Below are 25,732 nucleotides of genomic sequence, written 5' to 3' on the forward strand. Positions count from 1 at the left end.
GGGGGCCGGGGCCGGCCTCAGCCGACGAGAAGCTGGCTGCGCAGGTCGCGCAGGTCCCGCTGGTCCAGGCCGAGGCCGGACTTCAGGTAGCCGTCGAAGGAGCCGAACCGCTGCCGCACCTCGTCGAAGCCGGCGTTCAGGTACTCGGGCCGGACGTCCAGCAGCGGCTTGTAGACCGCCTGGTAGGCGGGCGGCAACTGGGCCAGGGTGGCGGCGATCTCCGCGGCCCGGTAGGTGTTGCTGGCGAGGTAGTCGGCCTCGACCGTCTCGCGCGGCACGCCGAGCGCGGTGAGCAGGGCGGCGGAGGCCCAGCCGGTGCGGTCCTTGCCGGCGGTGCAGTGGAACAGGATGCCCTCGTCGTCACGCTCCACCAGGGAGTCGAGCACCGATCGGTAGGCGGTCCGGGCACTGTCGGCGGAGACCATGGTGCGCTCGGCGTCCACCATCGCCTGGACGGCGGCCTGCGGGGTGGTGACGTTGAACGCGCCGGTGTCGGCGGCGCCGAGCACGTTGGCGGAGACGGCGGTGGCACCGGCGGGGAGCCGGTCCGGGGCGGCCTTCTGCTCGGCCGGGGTCCGCAGGTCGAAGACGGTGCGGATGCCGAGGCGGCGGAGCTTGGCGAGGTCCTGGTCGGTGAGCCTGGAGAGGTCGCCGGAGCGGTAGACCACGCCCGTCCGCACCCAGCGGCCGTCGGTGGTGCGGTAGCCGCCCGCGTCGCGGAAGTTGGGTGCGGAGGCGAGGTGCAGCGAGCGGTCGGCGATCACCAGCGGGGCGCCGCGGTCGGGGACGAGCTCGAAGTACCAGCGGTCGGCGGCGGGCAGGCCGGTGACCGTCACGGTCGCGCTGCCGGCGCCCCCGGCGACGGGCCTGCGGTGGCGGATGTCCTCCGGGTCGGTGCCGGCGTAGACGGTGACGCCGCGGGCGCCGGGGGCGGTCCAGGTGAGGCTGAAGCTCCCGTCGGCCTGCTGGGTGGCGGTGGCGGCGGTGAACGGGACGGCGCGGGCGGCGTGGTGGGCGGCGTGGTGGGCGGCGGCCGGGGCGGGGGAGCCGGCCGGCGCGGCCGCGGCGAGCGCCGGGGTGCCGAGCGTCAGTGCGCAGGTCAGGGCGACGGCCGCGGTCAGGCGGGTGCGGGAGATGGTCATGGCCCGGGACGGTAGGCAGCCCGGGGTGGCGGTCCGTGGACGAGGCATGGCGGACCGGCGACATCGGGTGGAAGTGCTGGTGTTCCAGGGAGGCCCGCGACCCGTTCGGGCCTTCGAATACAGTGCGAGGGCGCGCGACCGGCCGTGCGTCGCGCGGTCCGCCCGCTTTCGTACGAAAGGCGCCCGTCGTGATGCCACTGTGGTCACGCGCACAGCAACAGGACTTCCGCAGCCGGGTGCGGGGCTGTCTGCTCGGCGGGGCGATCGGGGACGCGCTCGGCGCCGGCATCGAGTTCGACTCGCTGGAGAAGATCCGCGCCGCGCACGGCCCGCGCGGTGTGACCGGCTACGTCCCCGCGTACGGGCGGTTGGGGGCGGTCACCGACGACACCCAGATGGTGCTGTTCACCGTCGACGGCCTGATCCGCGCCCACATCCGCCGGGACACCGGCAGCTGGCACCCGCCCACCGACGTCCACCGCGCCTATCTGCGCTGGGCCGCCACCCAACGGGACTGGGGACCGGACGAACGCCGGTCCGACCTCGGCTGGCTCGGCCGGGAGGAGTGGCTGTACGCGCAGCGGGCGCCCGGGCAGGCCTGCCTGTCCGGGCTCTCGGGGGTGGACGCCGACCGGCTGGGCACCCTGGAGTCGCCGAAGAACCCGCACTCCAAGGGGTGCGGCACGGTGATGCGGGCGGCGCCGTTCGGGCTGCTCACCACCTGGGAGCCGGGGCTGGTGTTCCAGCTGGCGGTGGAGTGCTCGGTGCTGACCCACGGCCACCCCACCGGCTACCTCTCGGCGGGTGCGCTGGCGGTGATCGTCCAGACCGTGGCCCGGGGCGGCACCCTGGAGGAGGGGGTGCACCTGGCGCTCGCCCTGCTCTCGGAGCGGCCGGCGCACGAGGAGACGACGGCCGCGCTGCGGGCGGCACTGGACGCGGTGCGGGCCGGGGAGCCGTCCGCCGAGCGGGTGGAGGCGCTGGGGGAGGGCTGGGTCGCCGAGGAGGCACTGGCGATCGGGGTGTACTGCGCACTGGTCGCGCACGACGTCCGGTCCGGGCTGCTGCTGGCGGTGAACCACTCGGGGGACAGCGACTCCACCGGCGCGATCTGCGGCAACCTGCTGGGAGTGCTGCACGGTGACACCGCGCTGCCGCCCGGCCTGGTGGTGGGCCTGGAGGGGCGGGGGGCGCTGCTGGAGCTGGCGGACGACTTCGTCCTGGAACTCCTGCACGGGCCCGAACTGCACAGAGCACGGACCCCGGAGGGCGAGGCCTGGTCGGCCCGCTACCCGGTGCTCGGCTGAGGCCGTCGGGCGGCGGGGCCGTCGAGCGACCGGGCCGTCGTGCGGCGGGGTCCGGTCTTGACGGGTGCATGGCTCCGGACGCCCAGATGCCCGTAGCGGTGTCCGCCGCCCGGGAGGGGGCGACGGACACCGCTACGGGCACCTGGGCCGAGAAGCGGTGCGACGCGAGGTCAGAACCCGCCGAACACCCCGGCTCCGGCCTCGGTGGCGAAGACGTTCCAGGCCTCGGCGGAGAAACGCAGTTGCGGACCTTCGGGATCCTTGGAATCCCGGACCGCCACCGCGTCGGCGGTGGGCACCCTGATCTCCACACAGGCGCCGTTGCCGCCGCTGTGACTGCTCTTGTACCAGGTCGTCCCGTTCTCGAAGGTGGTGCTCATCCGTGGTATCCCTCTTCAATCGTGGCTATCAGCGACCGGCTCTCCGTCACCCCGAGCGCGGCTGCCCGCAGGTGGTCGTAGAGACTGGTATAGCGGCGCACGTCGGCTTCCTTCTCCAGGTAGAGATCGCTCGTCACCCCTTCGAAGTAGACAACCGTGGAATCGGCTGACTCGGGGAACTCCAGCAGGGAGAATGTCCCGGTCATGCCGGGGTGGGCGCCGTGCGCGAACGGGATGACCTGGATGGTGATGTTGGGGCGCTGGCTCAGTTCCAGCATGTGCTTCAGCTGGTCGGCCATCACGTCGCGGCTGCCGACCTCCCGGCGCAGCACCGCCTCGTCTATGACGGTCCAGAGGCTGCCCAGCTGGTTCTCGCCCTGGACGCGGTCCTGGCGCTTCATCCGGACCTGGACCCGGCGCTGGACGGAGAGCGCGTCGGTGTCCGGCTGGGTGCCCTCGACCACGGCCTGCGCGTACTGCTCGGTCTGCAGCAGCCCGGGGACGAAGGAGGACTCGTACGCCCGGATCGAGGAGGCCTCGGCCTCCAGCCCGATGTACACGCTGTAGGGGGTCGGCATGTCGTTGAAGTCGTGCCACCAGCCGCGCTGCCGGGACTCCCGGGCCATCTCCATCAGGCTGGCCCGCATCGCCTCGTCGGTGACGTTGTAGACGTCGCAGAGGTCACGGACGTCCCGCTGGCTGATGGAGCGGCGGCCGTTCTCCAGTCGGCTGATCTTCGACTGGGAGACCATCAGCCGGCCGGCGACCTCCTCGGCCGTCATGCTGAGGCCCTCGCGGAGCTTGCGCAGTTCCGAACCGAGGCGCCGACGGCGCACCGTGGGATTGATGTTCGCGGACACGTCGGCCTCCGGTCGGACTTCTGGTGATCGTTGGAACGGCAGTCCTCGGAACACTGTGGAAATCGGGATCAACCCCCCTGACGTTGTGCAGCATGTCACCTTGGATCAGGTCGGCGCCGGGTTATCACAGGAGCGCAGTAGAACAGATCATCGGAAAAGCGCTTCGGTGAGACAACGGACCCCCCGGAGTGGTAATGCGACTCCGCGGCCCGTTCCGGTGGTGCTGCGACGGCGGTGCGGACATCGTGCGGACGCGGCGCGGGGCCGCGCAAGTGCGGGTGGCACGTGCGGGGGCGGTATGCGGCCGAGGTGCGGACGACGTTCTGCGGGGGATCGGGCCGGGCCGAGTGGGGTCGGACCGCCCGTGGGGACGGCGGAGGGGCGGTCGCCGGCGACTTCCGTCGCGGGCGACCGCCCCTTCTCACTGCTGGTTGCTCAGCGCCGCCGTGCGGCGCGAGCGATGCGGCGAGCGCCGCTCTGCGCGCCGGTGAGTTCCCTGCGCGCGGGTGGTTCGCGTGCCGGTCCGGCAACCGGTCCTACCCGGCCGGCCGGACCTGCCCCGTCGGGTCAGCGGACGCCGACGCGAGGGGCCGCGACCCGTCCGCCGGACCCGCGTGCGGGCGCCGAGCGTGGGGCCGGACGGCCGTTGCTCGCGGCCGGGGCCGCGCCGCCGCTCTGGGCGGAACGGTTCTGCTGGCTCGGCAGGCCGTTCTGCACGTCCATCACGGCGTGCGCGACCATCCCGCCCAGCGGGTCGTACCGGATCAGGTCGCGCAGCCGGGACCGTGACGACCGGCCCTCGTTGCCCGGGTAGAGGTGCTTGCCCAGCCCCACCGAGTGCGCCAGCGCGGCGAGCGCCGCGGTCCGCGGGTCCGGCGGCACGCCGGTGCGGATCGCGGTGTCCAACCGCTGCTTGATCGCAGCGTTGGTGCAGTCGTCGGACGCCTGATAGCGCGTCGTCGGCAGCACCCCGCACACCTGGCCCGGCACGGCCGTGACCATGCCGCACCGTTCGAGGTGCGCCAGATAGGTCTGCCGGAGCCCCAGTCGGGGCCCGCCGATCCAGTGCGCGGCGCGGACCGGACTGCCACGTCGCCGCAACAGCTCCAGCGCGTGGTCGAGTGTCGGGTCACCGGTGGGCCGTGGCAGTACCACGGCGATGCGGTCTCCCTCCGGAACGATCCGTCCGGCCAGGGACAGCTCGACGAGCTGGGCCCCGGCGAGTCCGAGGTCGAGGGTCTGCGGCTGCGCAGTGGTGCCCGTGGCCGGGTCCAAAGCGAGCAGCAAGAGTTCCTCGGGAATAGTTCTGCGGCTCTTGCCCATCCAAGCCTCCCCGCGTGGATGGGAAACAGCGTGACGCCTCTCACACGGGCTTGTCGAGTACGCCTCCGAATCGTGACCTTGCGATCGAGCGGGGGAACCGGCCGTGGCGGGCCCGGCGTCTGACCGTTGAACAGGCCGCAGTGCGGCCGCGCCACGGCAATAACCGCCGGTCGGGCGGGGTGTGGGCGACCGCAAACGGTCGCGGGTGGCGGAGACTGTACAGGTACACGGGGCGGGGTACCGGCTTCCCGAAATCGGGTCTGCCGGTGCCCCGCCGGGCGTTGAGGAGGCTGGGTTACGTGGGCGAGTCCCCCGACAGGGTGCTGCGGGACGGCGAGCGGGCGCGGGAGCGGGACGGGGAACGGACCGCTGCCGCCGCGGCCTCCGAGGAGGTTGCCGCGGCGGCGGTCGGTGCCGGCGGAGGCGCCGCCGCCGGGTCGGCCGCGGCCGGCTCCGCACCCGAGTCCGGCGAGCCCGCGACCGCGTCTGGATCCGTGTCCGCGTCCGGCTCCGACGCCGTGACCGCTTCCGAGCCCGGGCCGGCTTCCGAGACCGGGTCGGAGGCTGGGTCCGAGGCCGGGTCGGAGGCCGGGTCGGCCGGTGCGGAGCGCTCCGGTGCCACCGCCTCCGGCGCGTCGGGCGCGCCCCGGGGCGGCACCACCGCCCACCTCCGTGTCCGGGATGCGGACATCCGGACGACGATGCTGCGCCTGCCGTCGGACAAGGCGACCACCTCCCTGCGACTGCCCGCCGACGACGCGACCACCGCCCTGCGGCTCCCCGCCGACGAGGCCACGACCGCGTTGCGCCTGCCGGAGGAGCTGGTGGAACCCCTCGGGACCGGTGGCGTGCGGGGCGGGGACGGGCCGGCGAAGCGCCCGGCCGCCGTCGACCCCCGTCTTGCCATGCGGACGGACGGCGGGGGTGCCGCCGGGGCCGCGACCGCCGACTCCTCGACCGCCGGACCCACCGGGAGCGCCGCCGCCGGAGCCGCCCCGGACACCGGCAGGCCCGAGCGGACGGACCGGCCCGAGCAGACGGAGCAGACGGAGAAGTTCGAGAAGCCGGACCACGCGGAGCGGACCCGGGCCCTTCGGGCCTTCCGCGCCCCCGCGGCCCCCGGTGCGGGCACCGTCCCCGCGCCGCCGGCGCCGCGCCCGCTGCCCGAGCCCGAGCCGACCCCCGACCCGGAACCGCTGCCCCGGCCCGCACCCGCACCCCCCGCCCCGGAGCCCGGGCCCACCCCGGCCCCCGAACCGCTGCCCACCCCCGACCGCCGGCCGGTGCCGCCCGCGCCGCCGCTGCCGCAGCCCGAACCGCTCCCCGCCCCGGAGCCCGTTCCCGCCCCGGAGCCATCGCCGGAGTCGACCTCCGAGGCGATGGAGGTCCTGGCCGCACTCAGCGCCCGCCCGGTCTCCCCGCTGCGCCGCGCCCTCAAGCGGATCACCATCTGGACCCTGTTCCTGGCCGTCGTCCTCGGCGCGGCGGTGACCGCCCAGCTGCTCCGCCCGCTGCCGGACGGCAAGGTGCGGCTCACCGCCCCGGGCGGCTTCACCTTCGCCGGTGACCCGCTCGACCTGGCCTGGCCGGCCAAGGGCCAGTCGGCCGCCGAGGTGGTCGGTGTCGGCAGCCTGGGCAGCTCCGGTCAGGAGACGCCCGCCTCGATCGCCAGCGTCACCAAGGTCATGAACGCCTACCTGATCCTCCAGTCGCACCCGCTCAAGAAGGGCGAGAGCGGGCCGAAGATCACCGTCGACAAGCAGGCGGCCCAGGAGTCCGGCAACGTCGACGAGTCCCGCGCCACCCTGGTCGAGGGCCAGCAGATCAGCCAGTACCAGGCCCTGGAACTGCTGATGCTGCCGTCGGCCAACAACGTGGCCCGGCTGCTGGCCCGCTGGGACGCCGGTTCGGAGGAGGCGTTCGTCAGGAAGATGAACGACACCGCCGCCAGGTTCGGCATGACCAACACGACCTACACCGACCCGGCCGGATTCAGCCCGGACACCAAGAGCACCGCCAAGGACCAGCTGAAGCTGGCCGGCCAGGTCATGCAGGACGAGATCTTCCGGCAGATCGTCTCGACCCCGGACACCACCTTCAACAACCAGAAGATCTCCAACACCAACACCCTGATCTCCCCCAAGAACGGCATCATCGGGGTCAAGACCGGCTCCAGCACCCCGGCCGGCGGCTGCCTGATGTGGGCCGCCTACAAGGAGGTCGGCGGGGTGCGCCGGCTGATCCTCGGCGTCACCCTCGGCCAGCCGGCGACCACCGCCGAGCCCAGCATCCTCAAGATGGTCCAGAACGTCAGCGCCAAGCAGATCCAGGCCGCCCAGAACGGGCTGACCGGACAGAGCCTCGCCAAGCAGGGCGAGGTGGTCGGCCGGGTCGAGGACGGGCTCGGCGGCACCGTCCCGGTCGTCGCGGGCAAGGACCTCACCGTGGCCGGATTCCCCGGCATCACCGCGACCCTCGTGCTGGACCCGGTGAAGGTCGGCCACACCGCCAGGGCGGGCGACAAGGTCGGCGTGCTGCGCTCGGGCGAGGGCGACAACCGGATCGAGGTCCCGGTCGTGCTCCAGTCCGACCTGAACCCGCCGTCCATCGCCTCCCGGCTCACCCGCGCCCTCTGAGCGACACCCCGGGCGGAGCGGCAGGCACCCGCTCCGCCCGGGGCTCAGAACCGTGCGCCGCCCCAGCGGCCGGGTTCGGTCCGCGAACCCAACAGCCCCGCGACCGACTCCTCCTCGGACACCACCCGGCCCAGCGCGATCGACAGCGTCAGCCCGGCGAACATGACGATCAGCCAGGACAGCCCGGTGAAGACCACCCCGTACGGCCCGAACTGGCCGATGCTGCGAGCCATCGCGCCCGGCAGGTAGACGCGCGAGGCCACCCCGAGGCCCACCACCACCGTCCCGCAGAGCAGCGCCCCCGGCAGCAGCGGCAGCCAGCGCACCCGGGCGCCCAGCAGCAGGTGCTGCGTCCACCACCAGATCGCCGTCCCGTCCAGGAACGTCAGCGGGATCCCCAGCCAGGCCCCCAACCCGAAGCCGTCCCGGACCGGCGTCTGCAGCACCAGGGTGACCAGCCAGACCGCCAGCCAGACCAGCCAGCGCCAGGCCGCCACCCTCGTCCCCGACTTCGGCAGTTCCCAGCAGCGCTCGCAGACCCGCTGCATCGCCCGGCTCAGCGCCGTCGCCGACAACAGCGTCACCAGCGCGCCGAGCAGTCCGAACCCGGTGTCCTGCTCGTGGCCGGTCCCGAGCAACTGCTGCACCGACTGCGCCGCGTCGCCCTCCAGACCCAGCTCCTTGCGCAGCGACCGCACCACGCCCTCCCGGATCGCCGCCGGGGTGAAGACCGCCACCACGAACAGTGCCGGCAGTGCGCTCAGGAACGCCTGGGCGGCCAGCCGGGTCGCGCAGTCCAGCAGGTTGACCCGGATCAGATGGTGCAGGGCCCGGCCCACCATCGGCACGTGCTCGGGCAGTCCGCGCGCGTATCCGGTCAGCTCGGCCGACCGCGTCCTCCACCGCGCCCTCCGCCGGGCCTTCCGCCGGGTCCTCCGGCCGGTCGGCTGCTCGCTCACGGGCCCGTCCTCCCGACCTGGTCACTGCGCACCATGGTCGCCCGCCCTCCGGGAGCGCGCATCCGGGGGCGACGGGGGCACGGCGCGCGGGCGGCACGGCGGCGTGGCCCGGAACATCCGGCCGCGACGTGCCCGGGGGAGGGAGGGACGTGCGAGGCGGGCGAGGAGTGACCGCTGACCGCGCTCCGGAGGGTACGAGCGGCGCTACGGCGTCAGCGCGTGCCGTCCAGCAGGGCCAGGGTCACCCCGCCGAGCGGCGTCACCCGGTCCGGCGGGCCGTACCGTTCGCGCAGGGCCGCCACCTGGTCGCCGGGCAGCACGGCCAGCGGATCGGCGGTGTCCCCGAGCACCAGCAGCCAGGCCCGCCGCCCGGGCCCCGTGCAGTCGGCGGGCCGCGGGCACGCCACCGGGAAGAGGTCCTCGGCCTGGGCGGCACTGCGTTCGACGAACACCGGGTACGGCTGCACCCGGTCCGGCAGGTAGTAGGAGACACCCGGTCCCACCATCGACCAGGCCTGGTCGCCGAGCGGCACGACCAGCCCGTCACCGGGACGGTAGCCGGCGGCTATCAGCCCGGCCGCCGCCTGGTACGGCTCCTTCGACTGCGAGTGCGAACCCTGGTAGCGGACCAGCGACTGCCGGGGCAGGGCCACCACTCCCGCCGTCGCGACCAGCCCGAGCGCCAGCAGCAGCCCCGCCACCCGCAGCTCCCGGGGCGTCCGGGTCCGCCGGGCGACCGCCACCACCGCGCCGTACACGGCACGGATCCCGCCGCCGGCCAGCGCCGCCCAGGCGGGCACCGTGAACAGCAGGTACCGGTCGAGGAAGTACGAGGTCGAGCCGCGCGACATCACCCAGACCGCCAGCACCGGCAGTACCGCGAGCAGCAGCAGCTGGACCGCGGGCCGCCGGCGTCCGGGCAGGGCCAGGGCCAGCAGCCCGAGCACCACGAAGACGTGGAACACCCGGGCCGAACCGAAGAGCGGCTCGCCGAAGTGCCACAGCTGGTCCAGGCTCGGCCGGGCGAGCCAGCCCAACTGGCGCCCGGACTGCCGGTTGCCCAGCACCGCCACCGGCAGCGCGGCCAGCGCCGCGACGGCCACCGCCAGGGGGAGCCGCCACAGCAGCCGTCGCCGCGCCGCGCCGCGGCGGACCAGGTACGGCGTCACCAGGGCGAGTTGTCCGACCAGGGTGCTCAGCGAGACCAGGTGTCCCGCCCCCGCGACCGCCATCGCCACGCAGTACGGCGCCCACCGCCGCAGCGTCGGTTCGTCCAGCGCCCGGAGCAGGAACCAGGTCGCGGCCGCGACCGCACAGGTCACCAGCGCGTAGGAGCGGGCCTCCTGCGCGTACCGGGAGACCAGTGGCACGACCGCGAAGAGCGCCCCGGCGGACATCCCCGCGACCCGGCCGCCGAACAGCCGCTCGGCGGTGAGCGCCACGAACCCGGCCGCACCGGCCATGGCCAGCACCGACGGCAGCCGCAGGGAGATCACCGAGTCGCCGAACACCGCCGTCCAGCCGTGGAGGAGCACGTAGTAGGTGCCGTTGCTGGCATCGACGTGCTGCAGCATCCGCAGCAGGTCCCCGAGCGGGCGGGTGGCCGCCGTCCAGCTCGCCACCTCGTCCCGCCAGAGGTCGGGCGTGCCGAGCCGGTACCCGCCCACGACCAGCATGATCAGCGCCGGCCAGAGCCACACCGTCTGCAGCAGCCGAAGAACGGCGGGCCGGTACCGTTGTTGGTCCCCCGACGTCATGCTGGCGCGCCCCGTCCTCGCTGTGGTCCTCCCCGGTGGACGCCAATGCCCCCACCGGCACGTTTGTTCACCCAGGCTATCCGCCGCCCCTGCGGAGTGATCAGCTCGGGGGGTGATCACCGGTGACCCCCGCTCCGCACCCGGGCTCCGTCCTCCCGGCGGAGCTGACTCCCCGTCGGTCCGGCCGCCCGCCTCGTACCGCCACCCCTCCCTCCGCCGATCCGCTAGGCTGTCAGCGGTCATCCCCGCCTCAGTAGCTCAGGGGATAGAGCACGGCTCTCCTAAAGCCGGTGTCGCAGGTTCGAATCCTGCCTGGGGCACAGCGCCGATCACGGCGGATGACGTGAGAAGGGCCGGTTCACGAGGGGATCCTCGGAGCCGGCCCTTCGTCGTCACGTGTCACCGGCCGCTCAGCGTTGCCTGTGCTCGGCCCGGCTCGGACACGGTCGGTCCCCGCCACCACGGTCCGGCAGGCAGGGATTTGGGCGCCGACCGACGCAGAGCGCCCGGAGCTCGACCCGGCCCGGCCAGATCCGTGCCGGGAGCGGGCGGAGTGTGCCGGCGGAGGTGGCTCCGAGGGGCGTGTCAGCGGATCAGTTCGTCGGGGTGACCGCTGGGTTCCGCGGCGTCGTCGGGCAGGCCGGTGGGAGAGACGAGGACGCGCTGGACCCGGGGGCGGGTGCGCCAGTCCACCCGTCGGACGTCGCGGGCCAGCGCGCCGGGACGCGACAGCTCGATGACGACCGTCACGGCGCCGAGGACGATACCGGCGGCGAGCCAGCCGGCGAGGACGTCGCTGGGCCAGTGGACGCCGAGGGCGACCCTGGTGAAGCCGACCGCCAGCACGGTGAGGGCGGCGACCGAGCAGGCGGCGATCCGGCCGGATCGGCGGACCCGGGGCCAGAGCAGGCCGACCAGGACGGCACAGGTGATCGCGGAGGCCATCGCGTGGCCGGAGGGGAGGGCCGGGCCGCCGGCGTGCGAGACCGGCTCGGGGAACGTGGGCCGCTCGCGGCCGAACGAGAGCTTCAGGACCCACAGGCCGCCCCAGCCGATCAGGGTCTGCGCCGCCACCCAGCCGGCCAGCACCCGTGCGCCGATCAGCCAGAGCCAGACCGCGACCAGGCCGAGCACCGTCCGCATGGTGACGGTGCCGCCGATGTTGGAGAACATCTGCACCGCGGCGGTCCACACGGTGTGCTCCGTGGCGTAGTGGTGCAGGTCGCCGACCGACGCGTGGTCGAAGCGGGCGAGCGGGCGCCAGGCCGTCTGCACCAGGGCCGCCAGCACGGCGAACAGCGCGGCACAGCCGACCGCGAGAGCCGCGTGCCGAAGCAGGTGGCGATCACGCGGGGTGATGGTGGGCGAGCTGTTGGTCAGGTGCATGGCTGACACCTTCCCAGCCGGTCGTGCCGATCGAGCGCTGGACCGATAGCGATTTGGCATCTTTTGTGCGGAGGACCTGCGTGCGCCCGGGGGCGGGCGCGGCCCGTGGGGAACGCGGGCGCCGGCCCGGAGGTTCACGAGAAGAGGGGCGGTGCGCGGGAGTGCGCCGCGGGTCGCGGCGAGGGCGTCGACCCGCCGTCCGCCCCGGGCCGGCCCGGCTTCGGAGCCGACACCTCAGGTGTCCGAGCGGTCACCCTCCGTCCAGCATCGCGGTGAAATCCGGCAGGATACTGCATCGCCGGAAGAATCTGAGCGACTTGGGAATGTTGTCCGGAATCTGTTCGTTGGATCGTTACGTGTGAGGCCCCGCGGGGGCCCCCGCTTCTTGCCCGCTCCGGGCAGGCAGGCAGACCTCGGCAACACCAGCAAAGGGAGCACAAGCATGGCCACCCGTGCCGTCGTTCGCGACAGGGCCGACCGGACTCGCGCGGCCCGCCCGACCAACTTCGAGGCCGACCGTGACCTGGTCGGCATGTACCTCGACGAGATCGCCAGGACGCCCCTGCTCGATGCCGCCGAGGAGGTCGAGCTCTCACTGCGGATCGAGGCCGGTGTGTACGCCCAGCACCTGCTGGAGGAGGACGAGCTCCCCGCGAGCGTGCAGCGCGACGAGCTGGAGGCGATAGCCGAGGACGCCGAGCGCGCCAAGGACGTCTTCATCCGGTCCAACCTCCGTCTCGTGGTGGCCGTCGCCCGGCGCTACCCGCGCAGCGGCCTGCCGCTCCTGGACCTCATCCAGGAGGGCAACGCGGGCCTGGTGAGGGCGGTCGAGAAGTTCGACTACGCCAAGGGCTTCAAGTTCTCCACCTACGCCACGTGGTGGATCCGGCAGGCGATCACCCGGTCGATCGCCGACCAGTCGCGCACGATCCGGCTTCCCGTCCACCTGGTGGAGGAGCTGGGCCGGATCCGGCGGGTGCAGCGGGAGAAGTCCAAGGAGCTGGGCCGGGAGGCCGACCCGTCCGAGATCGCGGCCGAGCTGGACACCACCGAGGCCCGGATCAAGGACGTGCTGGACTGGGCACGTGACCCGGTCAGTCTGAACATGTCGGTCGACGACGAGGGCGAGACGCAGTTCGGCGACCTCGTCGAGGACACCGGGGCGACCTCGCCGGAGGATGCCGTGATGGTCATGCTCCGCCGCGAGGAGCTGGACGACCTGATCGGGCGGTTGGACGACCGCACGGCCTCGATCATCCGGTCGCGGTACGGGATGGAGGACGGCCGCGAGCGCACTCTGACCGAGGTGGGCAAGCAGCACGGCCTGACCCGGGAGCGGATTCGCCAGATCGAGAAGCACGCGCTGGCCGAGCTGAAGAAGATCGCCGACCACGCGGGCTTCGAGGCGGCGTGACGGCCGACGGTCGGGAGAACGGGGCGTGGTGGGCCCGGTGCGGAGCGCTCCGCACCGGGCCCACGTGCGTCCGCGGCGGCGGGGCAGGGCCTTCTAGGCTGTAGGGACGGGCGGGGGATCGGCGAAGGCGGTGGACGGCATGGGTGACGGTGTGAGCGGCATGGACGGCGGAGACGCGGCGGTGGAGAAGGATCCGGCGGGCGGAGCCGTGGCGGACGGGGTGTCGGCGGACGGTCGGGAGCAGGCCCGGGGCGCCCGGGCGGGCGCGGGGGCGGACCGGGCGCGGTTGGTCTTCCGGGACCCGCTGGACCAGCAGTCCCGGGACGACACCGACGCGGGCTGGGGCAGCCGCCCGGAGGCGGGGGAGAGCGGTGGGCGGGGGCTGGACTGGTACCTGAGCCAGCGCCCGCCGCACCACGGCGACTGACCGGCGGCCGGGCCCGGTTCGCCTCAGAGGGTCCGGGTGACCAGGGCGTCGCGGATCTCGGTGAGCAGGAGGACCTCCTTGGCCTCGGCCTCCGCCCGGATCTCGGCCGGCGTCTTGCGCCGGGCGGCATAGGTGGTCATCGGCAGGATCAGGCAGAAGTAGACGACGGCGGCGGTGATCAGGAACTGCAGGACCGCGCTCAGCACGCTGCCCCAGAGGATGAGGATGCCGGTGGTGACCTCACCGGCCGCGGTCACCTCACAGGGCCCCTTGAGGCAGGAGGTGTAGGCCGCGAGATCCTTGGCGCCGAACACGCCGACGATCGGGTTGATCACGCCTTTGACGAAGGCGTTGACGATGTTGGTGAAAGCGGCGCCGATGACCACGGCGACGGCCAGCTCGACGACATTTCCACGCAGCAGGAATTCCTTGAAGCCTTTCATGCCGCGTGAACGACGAAGTCGAAATCCGGTTACGGGTGATCTTCAGTTCCCTCTGATTGACAACCCGTTCGGTGGACGGAGGCCGTCTCCGGCGGTGGCAGGCCCGCTCGCGCGGGGCCGAAGGTGAGTGCCACGGCCGCCGCGAGCACGAGGACGGCCAGGGCCCCTGGGCCCTGCCGGAGCGCCTGTCGGAGCCGGTGTCCGCGCCCGGCTCCGCGTCTGATCGGCGGGAACGACGGCACCGGCTGTCGTGGCGGGACGCTCGGCGCGGGCAGTGGCGGCAGCGGGAAGGGGAGCGGGCGGGAGGGGTTCCTGGTCGGCACGGGCACCACCGGTGGTCGCAGGGTGCCGGCCCCCACCGGGTCCGTTTCCGGGTGGCGGCGGGCCGGCTTCTCGTGACGCACACTCTGGGCCGCCGGCCCGGTGGTCGGAAGCCCCTTTCCCTGCCCTGTGGAAAACTCGGGCCCGGGGAGGACCGGCCTCCGTCGAACGGGTGCACTTCTGCGCCGTTCGGGGGAATTGAGAGAATCCAGGAATGCGAACGGCCCGCCGGACCCGCATATTGCGGGTCGACGGGCCGTTCGGTCGTTCTGTCTCGGCAGTCCGGCAGTCCGGCAGTCCGGGCTTCGTCGGGGCGGTCAGCCCGCTGCGGGAGCGGGGCTCGCCGCGGGCGCGGAGCCGCCCGACGAGGAGGACGACGACGAGGTCGACGTCGACGAGGGGGTCGACGAGCCGGTGCTCACCGAGCTGCTGGAGGAGGAGCGGCTGTCGGTCCGGTAGAAACCGGAGCCCTTGAAGACCACACCCACGGCGGAGAAGATCTTGCGCAGGCGCCCCTCGCAGTCGGGGCAGGTGGTCAGCGGCTCGTCGGTGAACTTCTGCACCGCCTCCAGGCCGTTGCCGCACTCGGTGCACTGGTACTGGTACGTGGGCACTTGTCTTCCTCCTGGCACTCTCGCCTGATGAGTGCTAACGATGGTCAATGATGCGGCATTCCGCTGGATCAGTCCAGCGACTCGGGTGTGAGATGAGTCCGGCCCGTCGGCGGGACGCCGTCCCGCGCCGCCCGGCGATCAGCCCTTGGCGGCGCCCACCAGCTGCGGAGCGGCGCCCGTGCCCGTGCCCGGACCGGGCGCGGCGCCCGCGTCGGCGGTTGCCGCGCTCCGGGTCCCAGGCGCGACCAGCAGCCCCCGCAGGGAGACCAGCGCGGCCAGGCCCAGCCCGGCGCCGGCCACCGGCACCAGGAACCCGGCCGACGGGCCGCTCCCGTCGACCAGCTGCCCGGCGACCATCGACCCGACCGCCAGGCCCAGCCCGATGGCGCCGGTCAGCCAGGTGAACGCCTCGGTCTTGGCGCCGTCCTCGACCAGCGTCTCGACCAGCGTGTAGCCGGTGATCAGGGTCGGTGCGATGGCGAGACCGCAGAACAGGCCGGCGACGGCCAGCGAGACCAGGTTGGGCATCGCCCAGAGCGTCGAGCAGCCGATGACCAGGAGGGCGTAGCTGGCGAGCATCCGGTGCCGGGCGGCGTGCCGCCAGGCGATCATGCCGTACAGCACGCCGGCCAGCATCGACCCGCCGGCGAAGATCCCGTACACGGTGCCGCTGGCCCCGGGCTGTCCGGCCGACTCGGTGAACGCGGCGACGGAGACCTGCATCGCGCCGAAGACGGTGCCGACGCCCAGGAACGCGCCGGCCAGCAGTCGGACGCCGGGCGAGGCGAGGGCGGAGACCCGGCGGGCGCCCGGAACGGCCGGGTGCAGCGCGGGCGCGGTGCGTCGCTGGGCGGCGAAGGCGAGCCCGCCGACGACGGTCAGCGTGGCCTCGACGATCAGTCCGGAGGCCGGGTTGACCGTGGTGGCGATGGCGGAGGCCAGCACCGGGCCGATCACGAAGGTGAACTCGTCGGTCACGGACTCGAAGGCGAAGGCGGTGTTCAGCTTGGCCGGCGGCGTGCCCTCCGCCGACAGCCTGGCCACCCAGCGGGCCCGGACCATCGCGCCGATCTGCGGCACGGAGGCGCCGGCCGCCGCGGCGGCGAGGAAGAGGCTCCAGACCGGCGCGTGGCCGAGTGCCAGGGCGATCAGCGCACCGACCGAGACGGCGTGCACCACGACGGTCGGCACCAGGACGGCGGCCTGGCCGAGGCGGTCGGCCAGCCGGCCGGTCTGCGGCCCGACCAGGGCCTGGGCGACGGCCGAGACGGCGGCGGCGGTGCCGGCGGTGCCGTAGGAGCCGTGGGTGTCGCGGATCAGCAGCAGGATGCCGAGGCTGAGCATCGCGTAGGGGAGCCGGGCGGCGAAGGCGGGGACGAGGAACGTCCACACGCCGGGGGTGCGCAGCAGCGCGCCGTACCCGACCCGGGTGGGGGCGGCGTCGGCGCGGTCCCCGGGCGCGGCGGGCAGGTCGTGCCCGGGCATGGTGTCGTCGACCGTTCGGCGGGCCGTCACGGTCGGTCCTTCCTACTGCCTGGTAGCGCGGCAGGGCATGAAAAAGCCCCGACGGCGCCGAGAGTCGTCCTCTCGCGCGTCGACCGGGGTAGATACCGGGCCGGCCGCGGGGTCGCCGAGGGCCGGACCGCGGCCGCCGAACGGTCGCGCCAACTCTGCATCAGGCAGATGCTGGGTGTGTCATTCCGAGTAGCTATACGCGCGTAGATGGCGCGCTTACCTCCACAATACAGGGCTCGTCCAAAACTGTCCTGTCGATCGAAGGTGAACGCCGGCCGAACACCCCACGGCGTCGGCCGGGCCGGACGGTCGGGCCGGCGTCACCCGCCCCCGCCCCCGGCGTCCGGCGCCCCGCCCCGACCCCCGGCGCCCATGAGCCCGGGGGCTCACTCCCGCCCGTACAGCCACCCGGCGAGCTTGCCGCCACGGTCCACGGCCCGCAGCCGCCGCTCCGCGGCCTCGCTCACCTCGTCGGTGGTCACCACCAGCAGCTCGTCCCCGCCGCGCAGCACCGTGTCCTTGTCCGGCACGAAGCTGTTGCCCTCGCGGACGACCAGGGTCACCGCCGCGCCGGCCGGCAGCCGCAGTTCGCCGATCTCCACTCCGGACATCCGGGAGGTCGGCGTCAGCGCCACCGACAGCAGGTGGCCGTGCAGCTTCTCCAGCGGCGCCGACTCGATGCCGAGGTCCTGGCCCATCGAGCCCTCGCCGATCCGCAGCCACTTGGCGACCCAGGGCAGGGTCGGCCCCTGGAGCAGGGTGAAGACCACGACCAGGATGAAGACGATGTTGAAGACCTCCTGGGCCATCGGCGCGCCGGCGACCAGGGGGATGGTGGCGAGCACGATCGGCACCGCCCCGCGCAGGCCGGCCCAGCTCAGCAGGGCCTGTTCACGGACCGGCAGCCGGAACGGCGTGAGGGTGGTCACCACCGAGAGCGGCCGGGCCACGAAGACCAGCACCGCGCCGATCACCAGCGCCGGCACCACGGCCGAGCCCATCGTCTCGGGGGTGCAGAGCAGGCCCAGCAGCACGAACATCCCGATCTGCCCGATCCAGGCCAGGCCGTCGGCGAAGCCGCGGACGGCGGGTCCGTGCGGCAGCTTGGCGTTGCCCAGGACGACGGCGCTGACGTAGACGGCGAGGAAGCCGGAACCGTGCAGCATCGCGCCGCCGGCGTAGGCGAGCACGGTGAGCGCCATGACGGCGATCGGGTAGAGCCCGGAGGACGGCAGGGCGACGTGCTTGATCCCGTAGGCGCCGACCTTGCCGACCGCCAGGCCGACCGCGAGGCCGATCGCGAGTTCGGCGAGGATGGTGCCGATCAGGACGTACCAGGAGTCCAGCTCCCCGGTGGTGGCGAAGGCGACGACCAGGATCACGACGGGCGCGTCGTTGAAGCCGGACTCGGCCTCCAGCAGGCCGGTCAGCCGGTGCGGCAGCGGGACCATCCGCAGGACGGAGAAGACGGCCGCGGCGTCGGTCGAGGAGACGATCGCGCCGAGCAGCAGCGAGGTCCGCCAGTCGAGGCCGACCAGCCAGTGCGCGCCGGCGGCGGTGACGAAGACGCTGACGCCGACGCCGACGGTGGCGAGCACGGTGGCGGCCGGCATCATCGGCCGGACCTCGCGCCAGTTGGTCTTGAGGCCGCCCTCGGCGAGGATCACCACCAGGGCGGCGTAGCCGAGCACCTGGGTGAGCTCGGCGTTGTTGAACGTGATGCCGAGCCCGTTCTGGCCGAGCGCCACGCCGATGCCGAGGTAGATCAGCAGGCTGGGCAGCCCGGATTTGGTCGAGATGCGCACGGCGACCACCGCGACCAGCAGGATCACGGAGAATTCGAGGAGCAGCTGGTTCAGGTGGTCGACATTCACGCAGGGGCACCTCGGGCTGGCAGGGGCGGACGGGGTGTCTGGTGGCGGTGAGGCCGGGAGCGTTCGATCGACAGGGGCGGGGGCGGCCGGCGCCGATTACTCCCCTTACGGATCGTTACGCAGTCTAACATTTTGCCATATCTTTAGGTTTCCCGGCTGTGCGGCCCGTCACCTCGGGTTCTGACCTCCTCCGATTCCACCGTGAGCGTCCCCCGTGCACGCCCGCCAGCCGAGTCGGCCTAATGTGGTGCCCTGTCACGGCCCCGTGCTCCTGACATGTCCGCCCGCCCCCCAGTGAGGACCGCAAGGACCCAGATGCCCCGCTCGAAGAAGTTCCGGCGCGCCCGTCTGATCGTGATCGTGCTGGTCGTGCTGCTGGTGGCCGGCGCCGGCTACGGCGGCTACCGAGGGGTGGCCGCGGTCCGCGCGTCCTTCCCGGAGGTCGACGGCAGCGTCAAGGTGGCGGGCCTGAGCGCGCCGGTCGACGTCAAGCGGGACGCCAACGGCATCCCCCAGCTCTACGCCGACACCTCCGAGGACCTCTTCCGCGCCCAGGGCTACGTCCAGGCGCAGGACCGGTTCTGGGAGATGGACGTCCGGCGGCACATCACCGCGGGCCGACTGTCCGAGATGTTCGGCGACGGCCAGGTCGAGACCGACTCCTTCATCCGCACCATGGGCTGGCGCCAGGTGGCCCAGAAGGAGTTCGACACCCAGCTCTCGGCCGAGACCAAGAAGTACCTCCAGGCCTACGCGGACGGTGTCAACGCCTGGCTCGTCGAGCACCCGGGCGGGTCGCGCGCCTCCCTGGAGTACACCCTGCTCGGCGTCGTCAACGGCGACTACGAGCCCGAGCAGTGGACCCCGGTCGACTCGGTGGCCTGGCTCAAGGCGATGGCCTGGGACCTCTCCGGGAACCTCCAGGAGGAGATCGACCGCGCGCTGCTCGCCCAGGACTTCAGCCCGGAGAAGATCGCCGAGCTGTACCCGGACTACCCGTACGCCCGCAACGGCACGATCGTGAAGACCGGCACCGTCAGCAGCGACACCTACCGCCCCGCCGACGGCTCCGCCCCGGCCGGCACCCCGGGCACCGGCACCGGCACCGCGCAGGGCGCGACGACCACCGAGGCGCTGCTCAAGGGCGTCACCACCCGGCTCGACGCGCTGCCCGAGATGCTCGGCCGCAACGGCCAGGGCATCGGCTCCAACTCCTGGGTGGTCGCCGGGACCCACACCACCACCGGCAAGCCGCTGCTGGCCAACGACCCGCACCTCGGCCCCGGCCTGCCCTCGGTCTGGTACCAGATGGGCCTGCACTGCCGGACCGCCTCGCCCAGCTGCCAGTACGACGTCTCCGGGTTCACCTTCGCGGGCATGCCCGGCGTGGTGATCGGCCACAACAAGGACATCGCCTGGGGCCTCACCAACCTCGGCGCCGACGTCACCGACCTCTTCCTGGAGAAGGTGACCGGCCCGGAGACCTACCTGGTGGACGGCAAGGAGGAGAAGTTCGAGCTCCGCAAGGAGACCATCAAGGTCGCCGGCGGCGACGACCGCACCATCACCGTCCGCACCACCCGGACCGGCGCCCCGCTGATCTCCGACCCCAGCACCGAGCAGCAGAACGTCGGCAAGTACGCGCCCAACGGCACCTCCGCCCCGGACCGCGGCACCACCGGCTACGGCGTCGCCCTGCAGTGGGCCGCGCTCATCCCCGGGAAGACCATGGACGCCGTCTTCGGGCTCGACCGTGCGAAGAACTGGGACGAGTTCCGGGGGGCCGCCAAGGACTTCGCCGTCCCGGCCCAGAACCTGATCTACGCCGACGCCAGGAACATCGGCTACCAGGCCCCCGGGTACGTCCCGGTCCGCGGCAACGGCGACGGCCGCAACCCGGCACCGGGCTGGGACTCCTCCTACCAGTGGAAGAAGGACCCGGTCCCGTTCAACGCCCTGCCGTACAGCTTCAACCCGTCCGGCGGCTACATCGTCACCGCCAACCAGGCCGTGGTCGACCCGTCGTACAAGTACCTGCTGACCAAGGACTGGGAGTACGGCACCCGGGCCAAGGAGATCACCGAGCAGATCGACGCCCGGCTCAAGAACAACGGCAAGATCTCGCCGGACGACATGCAGGAGATGCAGCTCGACAACACCAGCATCCTCGCGAAGACGCTGGTCCCGAGGCTGCTCAAGGTCGAGATCGACGACCCCTACGTGCGCGAGGCGCAGGACCTGCTGAAGGACTGGAACTACCACCAGGACGCCGACTCGGCCGCCGCCGCCTACTACAACGGCGTCTGGCGCCAGCTGCTCACGCTCGCCTTCGGCCAGAAGTTCCCGGCCGACCTGCGGGCCGAGGACAACTGCCTGCTGGTGCGCCAGCAGGCCGACCCGACCAAGCCGGACAGCAAGTCGGACATCGTCACCGAGTGCGGCACCCGTGACCCGGGCAAGGCCCAGCCGGACGGCGGCGACCGCTGGACCGAGGTGGTCCGGCAGCAGCTGGAGAAGCCCGACAGCGGCTGGTGGACGTACATCGACTCCCAGCACAAGGAGCAGAAGGGCCTGGACAACCTCCTCCGCGAGGCGATGAAGAACGCCCGCCAGGAGCTCACCTCGCTGCTCACCAAGGACATCTCCACCTGGAGCTGGGGCCGCCTGCACAAGCTGGAGCTGCGCGAGCGCACCCTCGGCTCGGACGACTCCTCGATCGCCTCCGGCGCCGTCCACAAGCTGCTCAACCGCGGCCCGTACCGCCTCTCCGGCGGTTCGGCGGCGGTCGACGCGGCCGGCTGGAACGCGGCCGCCGGGTACCAGGTCGACTGGATCCCGTCGATGCGGATGGTGATCGACCTGAGCGATCTCGACGCGTCCCGCTGGATCAACGTCGGCGGTGCCTCGGGCCACGCCTATCACCCCAACTACAACGACCAGACCGACCTCTGGCTCAAGGGCAAGCTCCTGACCTGGTCGTTCTCGCCGGACGCGGTCGAGAGGTCGGCGAAGCACAAGCTGACGCTGACCAACGGCTGACGCCCGACGGCCGGCTTCCGCCACGACGGCCCCGCGCCCCCGGACCTCCGGGGGCGCGGGGCCGTCGACGTACGCCCGCGGGTGGCCGCTCACCCCAAGCGGTGGGGCCCCGACGGGGTCAGCGCGAGGTCCACCGGCCGGTCGTGCGGCTCCGCCGGCACCCGGTCCAGCAGCTCGTGCTCGTAGAGCAGCACCGCCAGCACCGGCCGCACCCCGGCCCGCTCCAGCCTGGCCAGCACCCGGTCGTACGAGCCCCCGCCCCGCCCCAGCCGCAGCCCCCGGCGGTCCACCGCCAACCCCGGCAGCAGCACCAGTGCCGCCCCGTTCACGGCCTCCGGCCCGAGCCGCTCGCCGACCGGCTCCAGCAGCCCGCGCCCGGCCGGGGCCAGCTCCTGCGGGCCCGCGTACTCCGCCCAGTCGAGGTCGTTGTCGGCCAGCAGGACCGGCAGCAGCACCCGCGCCCCGCGCGCCCGGAGCGCGTCCAGCAGGGGCCGGGTGCCCGGCTCGGCGCCCACCGAGACGTACGCGGCCACCGTGGCGCCCGGCCCGGCCAGTTCCCCGGCGTGCCCGGCCAGCGCCGTGGCGGCCCGCTCCCGGGCCTCTGCCGCCAGCGCCCGACGTTCGGACAGCAGCCGTGTCCTCAGCGCGCCCTTCTCGTTGTGCATGGGATGCTCCACCGCTCCTCCACCGCTCCGATCCCCGCCCCGCCCATCGCTCCGACCCGTGCTCCGGGCCCGTGACGCTCAGAGCCTGACATGCGGAAGGCGCCCCGATGTCCACCCCGCTGCTGGTCCAGGCCCTGGCCGTGCTGAGCGCCCCCGCGCTGGCCGGTGCCGCCCTGCTCGGCGCCCGCCTGCGGCGCGGCGCGTCCGGCGCGGCCGACCGCGAGGCCGGGCTCCGCGAGCGGATCGCCGAACTGGAGGCCCGCTGCGCCGAGCTGGAACGCACCGCCTCGTGCGACCCGCTCACCGGCGTCTGGAACTACCGGCACCTCCAGCTCACCCTGGACCGGGAGATCGAGCGGGCCCGCCGGGCCGAGCAGCACGGACAGCACGGACAGCAGGACGGGCCCCGGCCGCTGGCGGTCCTGCTGCTGGAGATCGCGGGCTTCGACGCGGTGGTCGCCGAGCACGGCCGGGCCCGCGCGGGGACGGTCCTGCGCGACCTCGCCCAGCGGCTCGGCATGGAGATCCGCCGCTCCGACACCCTGGGCCGGTACAGCGGGGAGGAGTTCCTGGTCGTCCTGCCGGACACCGGAGCCGAGGGCGCGGCCCAGGTGGCCGACCGGCTGGTCTGGTCGGTCCGCCGCCACCTGCTGCTGGACTGGTCCTCGGGCAGCCGGGAGGGCCGCCACCCGGAGGGCAACGGGCTCACCGCGGCGGTCGGTCTGGCCGTCCTGCCCGAGGACGGCGCCCACGCGGCCGTGCTGCTCCGGGCCGCGGACCGGGCGCTGGCGGTGGCCCGCGGGGCCGGCGGCGACTGCTGGCGGGGGACCTCCGCCCCGGCCGGCTCGCCGACCACCTCGCCGACCACCTCGCCGGACTCCGCCCCGGCCGCCGCGTCCGCTGCCGCCCCGACCACCTCGCCGACCGCCCCGACCGTTGCCCCGACCGCCTTCCGGAGGACCTCCGCGGACCGTTCCGGAGCCGTCCCCGCAGGCGTTTCCCCGGGTGCCTCCCCGGCCTTCCCCGCGCGTCCGGACGGTGTCTTCGCAGCCGAACGTAACCGTTCGGAAAAGCCGGGTAGTCTGTCGCCCTGTGCCGGAGGGGACCCCCTCGCCCCACCCGTCACGTCCCCTTTGCCTGCCATTGCGGCCGGGTCTGGCGACGTGCTGTCCCAGCACCGCTCAACGACGCCCGGCCAGGCGAAACACGTGCCTTAGTAAGGTAAACGCATGACGACGTCGAAGTCCCGAATCCCGGTAACCAAGGCCGTGGTCCCCGCGGCAGGACTGGGCACCCGCTTCCTGCCGGCCACCAAGGCCACTCCGAAGGAGATGCTGCCCGTCGTCGACAAGCCGGCGATCCAGTACGTCGTCGAGGAGGCAGCCGCCGCAGGGCTGTCCGACATACTGATGGTCACCGGCCGTAACAAGCGCGCGCTGGAGGACCACTTCGACCGCGCCTACGAGCTGGAGGAGCTGCTCGCCCGCAAGGGCGACCAGGACCGTCTCCGCCGGGTCCGCGAGTCCGTCGACCTCGCCAACATGCACTACGTCCGCCAGGGCGACCCGAAGGGCCTCGGCCACGCCGTCTCGGTCGCCGAGCAGCACGTCGCCGGCCAGCCGTTCGCCGTCCTGCTGGGCGACGACCTGATCGACCCGCGCGACCCGCTGCTGGCCCGCATGATCGAGGTCCAGCAGGAGCTCGGCGGCTCGGTCGTCGCGCTCATGGAGGTCGACCCCTCCCAGATCCACCTGTACGGCTGCGCCGCCGTCAAGCCGAACGGCTTCGGCGAGGACGTCTTCCAGGTGACCGACCTGGTCGAGAAGCCGGAGACCGCCGACGCGCCGTCGAACTACGCGGTCATCGGCCGGTACGTCCTCGACCCCTCCGTCTTCGACGTGCTGCGCGAGACCCCGCCGGGCCGCGGCGGCGAGATCCAGCTCACCGACGCCCTGCGCGAGCTCGCCACCCGCGACGCCGCGGTCGGCGGCCAGGTGCACGGCGTGCTCTTCAAGGGCCGCCGCTACGACACCGGCGACCGCGCCGACTACCTGCGCGCTATCGTCCGACTGGCCTCCGAGCGCGAGGACCTGGGCCCGGGCTTCCGCAGCTGGCTGCGCGAGTTCGTGGCCACCGAGCTGCAGGACTGACACACCGACCGAGAGCGAGCGCGCCGATGACCGGGTCCACGGAGAGCGGTACCACCCCCGCAGCCTGCTGCGACGGCTCCGCGGACCCGGCACCGGGCGCCCGCCCGGCGGTCGGCCCGTCCGGTCCGGCCGCCCTCTGGACGGTCGACGAGCACCTCGCCGACGTCCTGGCCGCCGTCGGCCCGCTGCCCGCCATCGAGCTCCAGCTGCTCGACGCGCAGGGCTGCCGGCTGGCCGAGGACGTGGTCGCCGAGGGTGACCTGCCGTCCTTCGACAACAGCTCGATGGACGGCTACGCCCTCCGCACCGCCGACACCGCCGGCGCGACCACCGAGTACCCCTCGGTGCTCGCCGTGGTCGGCGACATCGCCGCCGGTGCCGACGCACTCCCCAAGGTCGGCCCCGGCCAGGCCGCCCGGATCATGACCGGCGCCCCCGTGCCGCCCGGCGCCCAGGCCGTCGCCCCGGTCGAGTGGACCGACGGCGGCACCGGCACCGGCCGCGCCGCCGACTCGATGGCCGCGCCGGTCGAGGGCGAGGAGGTCCGGGTGCTGCGCCCGGTCACCGAGGGCGCCCACGTCCGCCGCCGCGGCAGCGACATCGCCGCCGGCACCCGGGTCCTGACCGCCGGTACCCGGCTCGGCCCCGCCCAGCTCGGCCTGCTCGCCGCGGTCGGCCGGCCCACCGTCACCGTCCGCCCCCGCCCGCGGGTCGTGGTGCTGTCCACCGGCAGCGAGCTGGTCCAGCCCGGCGACCCGGTCGGCCCCGGGCAGATCGCGGACTCCAACAGCTTCACCCTCACCGCCGCCGCCCGCGACGCCGGCGCGATCGCCTACCGGGTCGGCGGCGTCCCCGACGACGCGGCCCGGCTGCGCGCCGTCCTGGAGGACCAGCTCGGCCGGGCCGACCTGATCGTCACCAGCGGCGGCGTCAGCGTCGGCGCGTACGACGTGGTCAAGGAGGTCTTCGCCGAGTACGGCGGGGTGGACTTCCGACGGCTGCGGATGCAGCCCGGCAAGCCGCAGGGCTTCGGCCGGATCGGCCCCGGGGCCGGAGTGCCGCTGATGGCGCTGCCCGGCAACCCGGTCAGCGCGTACATCTCCTTCGAGCTGTTCGTCCGTCCGGCGATCCGGACCATGCTCGGCGCCGACGACGTCAACCGTCCGGTCGTCCGGGCCCACTGCCCGGTGGCGCTGCGCTCGCCCGCCGGACGGCGGCAGTTCCTGCGCGGCCGGTACTCCGCGGTCGACGGCGCGGTGGAGCCGGTCGGCGGCGAGGGATCGCACCTGGTCGGCGCGCTGGCGAGGGCGGACTGCCTGATCACCGTCCCCGAGGACGTCACCGAACTGCCGGCCGGCAGCGCGGTGGACGTGGTCCTGCTCGGCGGCTGAACCCCGGGGCCGGTCGTACCGCGGGCCGGCCCGGATCCCACCGCGGCGGGCCGTCTCACCGGCGCGGCCCGTCCCACGCCCCGGCCGGGGCGAGGAGTACGGTAGCGCGGTATTCGACCTGCGCGCCCC

Annotated in this window: 20 protein-coding genes and 1 tRNA gene; 9 read left to right on the forward strand and 12 right to left on the reverse strand. The window is 73.5% G+C overall.

The annotated features are described in order from the left end of the window. Window positions 1-17: 17 nt before the first annotated feature. Complete coding sequence (locus PUR56_RS42830) at window positions 18-1,142, reverse strand: tyrosine-protein phosphatase (protein ID WP_329952980.1); 1,125 nt, start codon at window positions 1,140-1,142, stop codon at window positions 18-20. Between the two features lie 191 nt (window positions 1,143-1,333). On the opposite strand from PUR56_RS42830, the gene PUR56_RS42835 reads away from it, so the two are divergent. Beyond that, the gene (locus PUR56_RS42835; protein WP_329952981.1) at window positions 1,334-2,449 is read left to right on the forward strand and encodes an ADP-ribosylglycohydrolase family protein; all 1,116 of its coding nucleotides are present in this window, start codon (window positions 1,334-1,336) and stop codon (window positions 2,447-2,449) included. A 170-nt stretch (window positions 2,450-2,619) separates the two neighbouring features. Here the strand turns inward: PUR56_RS42835 and PUR56_RS42840 are convergent, their stop codons facing one another. The 3 genes from PUR56_RS42840 to PUR56_RS42850 form a co-directional block, all read right to left on the reverse strand. Next, window positions 2,620-2,829 (reverse strand): DUF397 domain-containing protein, encoded by a 210-nt coding sequence (locus PUR56_RS42840; RefSeq protein ID WP_329952982.1) that lies wholly within the window; start codon window positions 2,827-2,829, stop codon window positions 2,620-2,622. Then, complete coding sequence (locus tag PUR56_RS42845; protein ID WP_329883318.1) at window positions 2,826-3,689, reverse strand: helix-turn-helix domain-containing protein; 864 nt, start codon at window positions 3,687-3,689, stop codon at window positions 2,826-2,828. The genes PUR56_RS42840 and PUR56_RS42845 overlap by 4 nt, the downstream gene beginning before the upstream one ends. 567 nt (window positions 3,690-4,256) lie before the next feature. Next, complete coding sequence (locus tag PUR56_RS42850; RefSeq protein ID WP_329883319.1) at window positions 4,257-5,012, reverse strand: GOLPH3/VPS74 family protein; 756 nt, start codon at window positions 5,010-5,012, stop codon at window positions 4,257-4,259. 299 nt (window positions 5,013-5,311) lie between these two features. On the opposite strand from PUR56_RS42850, the gene PUR56_RS42855 reads away from it, so the two are divergent. Beyond that, on the forward strand, window positions 5,312-7,648 hold the full coding sequence (locus PUR56_RS42855) for a hypothetical protein (RefSeq protein WP_329952983.1): 2,337 nt from the start codon (window positions 5,312-5,314) through the stop codon (window positions 7,646-7,648). A 44-nt stretch (window positions 7,649-7,692) separates the two neighbouring features. Here the strand turns inward: PUR56_RS42855 and PUR56_RS42860 are convergent, their stop codons facing one another. Both PUR56_RS42860 and PUR56_RS42865 read right to left on the reverse strand, forming a co-directional pair. Beyond that, window positions 7,693-8,607, reverse strand: a complete 915-nt coding sequence (locus PUR56_RS42860) for a YhjD/YihY/BrkB family envelope integrity protein (RefSeq protein WP_329883321.1) — start codon at window positions 8,605-8,607, stop codon at window positions 7,693-7,695. 212 nt (window positions 8,608-8,819) lie between these two features. Further along, the gene (locus PUR56_RS42865; RefSeq protein WP_329952984.1) at window positions 8,820-10,364 is read right to left on the reverse strand and encodes a glycosyltransferase family 39 protein; all 1,545 of its coding nucleotides are present in this window, start codon (window positions 10,362-10,364) and stop codon (window positions 8,820-8,822) included. Window positions 10,365-10,611: 247 nt separating this feature from the next. Here PUR56_RS42865 and PUR56_RS42870 point away from each other — a divergent pair. Beyond that, window positions 10,612-10,684 (forward strand) — tRNA-Arg (locus tag PUR56_RS42870). A 265-nt stretch (window positions 10,685-10,949) separates the two neighbouring features. On the opposite strand, the gene PUR56_RS42875 is transcribed toward PUR56_RS42870, so the two are convergent. Continuing rightward, window positions 10,950-11,750 carry a phosphatase PAP2 family protein gene (locus PUR56_RS42875; protein ID WP_329883323.1) on the reverse strand — a complete coding sequence of 267 codons (801 nt, stop codon included), beginning with the start codon at window positions 11,748-11,750 and terminating at the stop codon, window positions 10,950-10,952. Window positions 11,751-12,192: 442 nt separating this feature from the next. On the opposite strand from PUR56_RS42875, the gene PUR56_RS42880 reads away from it, so the two are divergent. Next, a complete protein-coding gene (locus tag PUR56_RS42880; RefSeq protein WP_329883324.1) occupies window positions 12,193-13,164 on the forward strand; it encodes a sigma-70 family RNA polymerase sigma factor in 972 nt (323 codons plus the stop codon). Window positions 13,165-13,303: 139 nt separating this feature from the next. Continuing rightward, window positions 13,304-13,591: a hypothetical protein gene (locus PUR56_RS42885; RefSeq protein WP_329952985.1), complete on the forward strand. Its 288-nt coding sequence runs from the start codon at window positions 13,304-13,306 to the stop codon at window positions 13,589-13,591. A 23-nt stretch (window positions 13,592-13,614) separates the two neighbouring features. On the opposite strand, the gene mscL is transcribed toward PUR56_RS42885, so the two are convergent. The 4 genes from mscL to PUR56_RS42905 all read right to left on the reverse strand — a co-directional run bounded on the left by mscL (window position 13,615) and on the right by PUR56_RS42905 (window position 18,358). Continuing rightward, on the reverse strand, window positions 13,615-14,034 hold the full coding sequence (gene mscL / locus PUR56_RS42890; protein ID WP_329952986.1) for a large conductance mechanosensitive channel protein MscL: 420 nt from the start codon (window positions 14,032-14,034) through the stop codon (window positions 13,615-13,617). Window positions 14,035-14,672: 638 nt separating this feature from the next. Beyond that, window positions 14,673-14,969, reverse strand: coding sequence for an FmdB family zinc ribbon protein (locus tag PUR56_RS42895; RefSeq protein WP_329952987.1), 297 nt, complete (start codon window positions 14,967-14,969; stop codon window positions 14,673-14,675). 138 nt (window positions 14,970-15,107) lie between these two features. Next, window positions 15,108-16,454, reverse strand: coding sequence for an MFS transporter (locus PUR56_RS42900; protein WP_329953018.1), 1,347 nt, complete (start codon window positions 16,452-16,454; stop codon window positions 15,108-15,110). A 416-nt stretch (window positions 16,455-16,870) separates the two neighbouring features. Further along, on the reverse strand, window positions 16,871-18,358 hold the full coding sequence (locus PUR56_RS42905; RefSeq protein WP_329952988.1) for a potassium/proton antiporter: 1,488 nt from the start codon (window positions 18,356-18,358) through the stop codon (window positions 16,871-16,873). 315 nt (window positions 18,359-18,673) lie between these two features. On the opposite strand from PUR56_RS42905, the gene PUR56_RS42910 reads away from it, so the two are divergent. Further along, window positions 18,674-21,397 carry a penicillin acylase family protein gene (locus PUR56_RS42910; protein WP_329952989.1) on the forward strand — a complete coding sequence of 908 codons (2,724 nt, stop codon included), beginning with the start codon at window positions 18,674-18,676 and terminating at the stop codon, window positions 21,395-21,397. An 89-nt stretch (window positions 21,398-21,486) separates the two neighbouring features. Here PUR56_RS42910 and PUR56_RS42915 read toward each other — a convergent pair whose 3' ends face one another. Continuing rightward, entirely contained in the window at window positions 21,487-22,062 is a 576-nt protein-coding gene (locus tag PUR56_RS42915) for a 5-formyltetrahydrofolate cyclo-ligase (RefSeq protein WP_329952990.1), read from the reverse strand. A 107-nt stretch (window positions 22,063-22,169) separates the two neighbouring features. On the opposite strand from PUR56_RS42915, the gene PUR56_RS42920 reads away from it, so the two are divergent. The 3 genes from PUR56_RS42920 to glp are packed head-to-tail and all read left to right on the forward strand — an operon-like array spanning window position 22,170 to window position 25,603. Next, the gene (locus tag PUR56_RS42920; RefSeq protein WP_329952991.1) at window positions 22,170-23,279 is read left to right on the forward strand and encodes a GGDEF domain-containing protein; all 1,110 of its coding nucleotides are present in this window, start codon (window positions 22,170-22,172) and stop codon (window positions 23,277-23,279) included. A gap of 12 nt (window positions 23,280-23,291) precedes the next feature. Then, window positions 23,292-24,212 (forward strand): UTP--glucose-1-phosphate uridylyltransferase GalU, encoded by a 921-nt coding sequence (gene galU / locus PUR56_RS42925; protein ID WP_329883332.1) that lies wholly within the window; start codon window positions 23,292-23,294, stop codon window positions 24,210-24,212. Between the two features lie 26 nt (window positions 24,213-24,238). After that, window positions 24,239-25,603: a molybdotransferase-like divisome protein Glp gene (gene glp / locus PUR56_RS42930; RefSeq protein WP_329952992.1), complete on the forward strand. Its 1,365-nt coding sequence runs from the start codon at window positions 24,239-24,241 to the stop codon at window positions 25,601-25,603. Window positions 25,604-25,732: the final 129 nt, after the last annotated feature.

It is taken from the genome of Streptomyces sp. BE303 (assembly GCF_036290945.1).
Classification (GTDB): Bacteria; Actinomycetota; Actinomycetes; order Streptomycetales; family Streptomycetaceae; genus Kitasatospora.

What these genes read in the sequence shown, in the direction of transcription:
- PUR56_RS42830 (WP_329952980.1), bottom strand. Translation starts at nt 1,142, where the DNA reads ATGACCATCTCCCGCACCCGCCTGACCGCGGCCGTCGCCCTGACCTGC.
- PUR56_RS42835 (WP_329952981.1), top strand. Translation starts at nt 1,334, where the DNA reads ATGCCACTGTGGTCACGCGCACAGCAACAGGACTTCCGCAGCCGGGTG.
- PUR56_RS42840 (WP_329952982.1), bottom strand. Translation starts at nt 2,829, where the DNA reads ATGAGCACCACCTTCGAGAACGGGACGACCTGGTACAAGAGCAGTCAC.
- PUR56_RS42850 (WP_329883319.1), bottom strand. Translation starts at nt 5,012, where the DNA reads ATGGGCAAGAGCCGCAGAACTATTCCCGAGGAACTCTTGCTGCTCGCT.
- PUR56_RS42865 (WP_329952984.1), bottom strand. Translation starts at nt 10,364, where the DNA reads ATGACGTCGGGGGACCAACAACGGTACCGGCCCGCCGTTCTTCGGCTG.
- PUR56_RS42875 (WP_329883323.1), bottom strand. Translation starts at nt 11,750, where the DNA reads ATGCACCTGACCAACAGCTCGCCCACCATCACCCCGCGTGATCGCCAC.
- PUR56_RS42880 (WP_329883324.1), top strand. Translation starts at nt 12,193, where the DNA reads ATGGCCACCCGTGCCGTCGTTCGCGACAGGGCCGACCGGACTCGCGCG.
- PUR56_RS42885 (WP_329952985.1), top strand. Translation starts at nt 13,304, where the DNA reads ATGGGTGACGGTGTGAGCGGCATGGACGGCGGAGACGCGGCGGTGGAG.
- mscL (WP_329952986.1), bottom strand. Translation starts at nt 14,034, where the DNA reads ATGAAAGGCTTCAAGGAATTCCTGCTGCGTGGAAATGTCGTCGAGCTG.
- PUR56_RS42900 (WP_329953018.1), bottom strand. Translation starts at nt 16,454, where the DNA reads ATGCCCGGGCACGACCTGCCCGCCGCGCCCGGGGACCGCGCCGACGCC.
- PUR56_RS42910 (WP_329952989.1), top strand. Translation starts at nt 18,674, where the DNA reads ATGCCCCGCTCGAAGAAGTTCCGGCGCGCCCGTCTGATCGTGATCGTG.
- PUR56_RS42915 (WP_329952990.1), bottom strand. Translation starts at nt 22,062, where the DNA reads ATGCACAACGAGAAGGGCGCGCTGAGGACACGGCTGCTGTCCGAACGT.
- PUR56_RS42920 (WP_329952991.1), top strand. Translation starts at nt 22,170, where the DNA reads ATGTCCACCCCGCTGCTGGTCCAGGCCCTGGCCGTGCTGAGCGCCCCC.
- galU (WP_329883332.1), top strand. Translation starts at nt 23,292, where the DNA reads ATGACGACGTCGAAGTCCCGAATCCCGGTAACCAAGGCCGTGGTCCCC.
- glp (WP_329952992.1), top strand. Translation starts at nt 24,239, where the DNA reads ATGACCGGGTCCACGGAGAGCGGTACCACCCCCGCAGCCTGCTGCGAC.